We start from the raw sequence: 4,254 nt of genomic DNA, 5'->3' as shown, positions 1-4,254 counted from the left end.
GGGTATCTGTGTCATACACTACTGTCATGATGTTGTCCATCCCCAATTCAATTGTTTCTGCTCCCTCAATTTGAAGTTTAAACCCCATTGAAATAGCCTCCTTATGATTGAATAGTTTCTTCGAAAACAATATTGGTTTCCGAAGTTTATGTTTAGAGGTACATTTTTGAAAACATACCTCCAACATTCTCATTACCTTCCTGAAAAACTTCATCTAGCCTCTCCATGCATATGTTGTTCCTTATGCTTTGGCCGCAGTTGTTCCTTTCGTTATCGTAACCTCAAGGTTCTTAACGTTTCCGTTAAACACGAGATCGATATGACACAGATTGCTCTTATCATCGATAATATAGTTCATGTCATCCCCATCTTGAATAATGGAGTTAACAAATCCCTTTGCACCAAGCCATTTGCTCTTTTGACTGCTTGGATTGTTGCTGAAGAATTTCACAATATTATCCTGTTTGAAATCGTTGGTCTGGAACCGGAGAATCCTTTCTATATAGGTACTTACAAGCGTTTTGTAGATAGAATCGAATCCATCCTCCGCCATTGCAAGACTTCTCGCTTTATAAACCGTAATTCTTCGTATATCCTGTCCTTGCAGCTGTGCATTCTCAGAGGAGAATACAAACCCGAAATTTTTTCTGTTAATAGAGTCCTTGATGCTATTCGTGAATCCGGATATTTCCTTGGCCATCGTGGTAACAGTCTTAAGACTGTTATCCCCGGCTTCTATATCGAAACGTACGCCTGGATAATCCCTGCTAACATTTCTAAAAGATTCTCTTAAATATTCCGGACACTGGTATGCCGCCACAATTCCTGCAGCTACATAGCTGGCACCTACATAAACGCCCTCAATCCACAGCTTGAGAATATCTTCCTTTTCCTGTGAAATTTTGACGCCTTCTTCTGTCTGCAGCATTTTACTATCAATAACAACACCGGACTTATCTTTCGGAATAATCGTAAAGTTAGGAATGCACGGAATAGCAAACTCACTGTATTCTTTTCTTACCAGTACGCTACACTTATCTATATATTTATCAATGCCTGAAGTAGCCATATAATTAAACGTCGTTTCTTCCCCTGTCACAAAGCTGAAGAAAACCTGGATTTTGAAATCCTTAACAACATGCAACAGCATAGATAAAGATTCCATCGTATTGCCGTCTTGTTTCACGACTTTTTTGTTTCCTTTGAAACGCTCCCGGCTCACTTTTGAATTTCCAGATGATTCTAATTCGACAGAAGGAACGATACCAAACCATATAGTATCTGAGAAATCATTCTTTGAGTTCACCGTATTCAAATACGTTTCCAGCCTTGGTATATTGGTGCTTTTAACCATCATATCCAGCTTCGTGTTAGTAATAAGAAGGGAAGGCTGCATGCCTTTATTTTTAGTAGCATATTGGTCAAAAAACATTTTAACGCCTAATATTTTTTCTACTAAAGGCTTGACTGTTTTTACAAAGTCATCTTTTGCATTCTTATAAAACTCAAGATATGTATTATAATTCTGTACTTCCATTTCGATATCGATTTGCTCCTGTACAGCAGGCAAAGGACAAAACGTACGCACTACAAGATCCCTTACATAGGAAGAGGGGGTTTCTGTAACAGAATCATAATCCTCTTCAAAAACGGTAATAAGCCCATTGCTGTTCTCATCTACTACCATAAGCTCTGTGTTATCGCTTTTAGGGGCCTCAATAATTTTTAGTTCCCCGTTGTCTCCGATAGTAAGCATACCTATCTGAATGGCCTCAGATTGATTTTCTTCCTGGCCTCCGCCAAGCAGAAGTCTTGTTTTAATATCGTTGATGGCAAGTGGCAGCATCGCCATTACATTGTTATAGTTCCTGCTGGCATCCTCAAACAAATAATTCAGCTTATCACCAAGATCAAGCTTTTTTGGATCGTCATCATCCAGCTCTTCATACTGACCGTATAAATAGTGAATTTCTTTTCTTACTTGCCGGATATCATCCATCACTTTCTTGGGAGATATCATATCCAGCAGGTTTTCAAACTTAAAATCTACATTGGTTATTCCTTGGATTCTCTTTGTATCGATAAGGGTAAACAACATTTTTAAGAAATCATTGTTCTGATCAATGTGGATTTCAGATATACAATCGTCTGCAATGCCTTCTGGCTTTTCCAGCGTGTACATCACTTTTTGATTAGCTGCGTTGTAGAATGAGTATACTTTAGGCGAGAATTTGTCCAAAAATTCATCAAAGCTCTTCACAACCAGATGTTGATGAATTTCCTTAATTTTGTCATCGCTGAGGCTATCAATCCCTTTTACATCACCAACAATCGTAATAAGATCGAGCTTTTCTGGATTAAATTCTTCAAACAGTATCGTTCTATTCGTTTGACTAATAACGTCCATCATCTCTAGCTATAAATCATTCATAAGCTACTTCGCAATTAAACACACCATTTCCACAGGTTGCACACAAGGCTTTACATTCATCCGCAAATATAGCGTTTTCATAGTGCTCTTTTGCTTTTGCTTATAAATTTTTATAGCCTCCTCCCCTCTGTTTAACTTTCTTCTAGGTACATTTACACGCATAATTAATGTACCCAGCTATTGTTTTTGTAATATAAACATTTTTTGATATATTACTTTTTTACCACAATTTACAATGTAATGATAAGGAATATAATTCTAAAATATAGAGCATATTACTAAAATATACCTTAAAACGTTTGGGTTATTTTGTAAATACTATGCATAATGATATTTTTGGACTAGTCAGTTATACTCTATATGCAATGTTAATTTTTATGTAAATCCTTCCACTGTCTAACACAAAAAGGAAAAAAGTCATAAACAAAGGGGACTAATTAGTTTTTTAGATTCACAGCCACCACACCGTGTCCCAAACAGGCGTCGGTTCGTCTCCCACACAGAAGCATAGAGGTCCGCTTTTTGCCTCAGCCAGGCGGGACCGCAAAACATCTGGGTAGACGCGAAGAGGGAGACAATTGCCGTCCTCTTTCGCCTGGCTGAGGCAATCGCTTGGACAGGGAGACGAAAGGCGGTGGCCTTTTCCTCTCTGAACAATCAACACCCTTGATAGCTAACATTCGGTAGTTATTTTTTCACTGCATATCCTTTTCGATAAATGTGGGATTAACCATTCTTTTTTTCTTTTCACGCTTCTCTATCCATATCTCTATGATTTTCAAACGAAGATGCTCTACATAAAGAACAGCTTTAAAAAGCTTTAAGGAAGGGCATCTTTCTCTACTATTTATTGAAAGCCCCCACATAATCATCCTCGCTAACAAGGAAGTTATCTTCTTGTTATGCTGCTTTATATTTTCTATCCTGTCCTCTATCAATCTTTCAGATACATCCAATGGAGCCCTTCCACTAAAACAGTAATACAGGGTAGCTGCAAAGCTATAAATATCCGAATACCTGCCTTGCTTTGCCTTTTCTGAATAAAATTCCAAAGGAGAAAATCCGGCACTGGTAAATATCCTGTTGCTGGATTGATTTTTATAGTAAATAGCAGAACCAAAATCCAGAAGCAAGGGACTCCCATCCTCTCGAATAAGGATATTCCCTGGTTTTATATCACGGTGAATTATTTCTTGTTTATGTATAAACTGCAATGTACGTATCATGGGAAGAATAATATTTTTAAATAGATCACTCATAGAGATTTCTTTTTCTTCTCTTATGTATGTATCAAGCGTCCTGTCCTTATCGTATTTCAGCACGATGTAACCTGTACCATTCTCCTCGAAATGGTCAATATATCCAACAATGTTTTTGTGGTGTAACTCCCTTATGATTACCGCTTCATTAAAAAAAATTTCCAGCAGCTCATAATATTTTCCCTTGAAAGAAGGAAGGCGGCATAGCATGCTTTTATTGTCCAAATCCCGCAATGCCAGCGCTTTTGGAAAGTACTCTTTGATAACCTGAATCTCTTTGCTCTTGATATGATGTCCAATATATACGATAGATAACTCACTGCGATGAATGACTTTTTTTATTTTGTATGTATTTTTTATTATCGTACCCTCTCCAAGGCACATATCATCTACCGTCAATTTCATATACTCCCTTCTTGTTCAATACATCACAACTTTCACTTTATTGTACAATGATATCCAATACATTCCAATAATACTTGATTTACCATTAGATTTTCTTTGAATCAAGTGCTCATGCTGTAAAATAACAAGGGTGTTGATTATCCAGTATAATCCAGAGTA

At 37.2% G+C, this 4,254-nt stretch carries 2 protein-coding genes and 1 pseudogene; all 3 read right to left on the bottom strand.

Annotated features, from left to right (window positions below):
- A pseudogene (locus HMPREF0083_RS30120) lies at positions 1–193 on the bottom strand (membrane-associated protease 1); the annotation flags it as partial.
- A 48-nt stretch (positions 194–241) separates the two neighbouring features.
- Positions 242–2,407 carry a hypothetical protein gene (locus HMPREF0083_RS09955; protein WP_040302297.1) on the bottom strand — a complete coding sequence of 722 codons (2,166 nt, stop codon included), beginning with the start codon at positions 2,405–2,407 and terminating at the stop codon, positions 242–244.
- 719 nt (positions 2,408–3,126) lie between these two features.
- Positions 3,127–3,924 (bottom strand): serine/threonine protein kinase, encoded by a 798-nt coding sequence (locus HMPREF0083_RS09950; RefSeq protein ID WP_245191334.1) that lies wholly within the window; start codon positions 3,922–3,924, stop codon positions 3,127–3,129.
- Between the last annotated feature and the right edge of the window lie 330 nt (positions 3,925–4,254).

The sequence above is a fragment of the Aneurinibacillus aneurinilyticus ATCC 12856 genome, assembly GCF_000466385.1.
Classification (GTDB): Bacteria; Bacillota; Bacilli; order Aneurinibacillales; family Aneurinibacillaceae; genus Aneurinibacillus; species Aneurinibacillus aneurinilyticus.
Note: the sequence above shows the minus strand (reverse complement) of the source record. Positions and strands in the feature narration are given on the sequence as shown.

Excerpts from the sequence above, each read along its gene's own strand:
- HMPREF0083_RS09955 (WP_040302297.1), bottom strand. The coding sequence starts at position 2,407 with ATGGACGTTATTAGTCAAACGAATAGAACGATACTGTTTGAAGAATTT.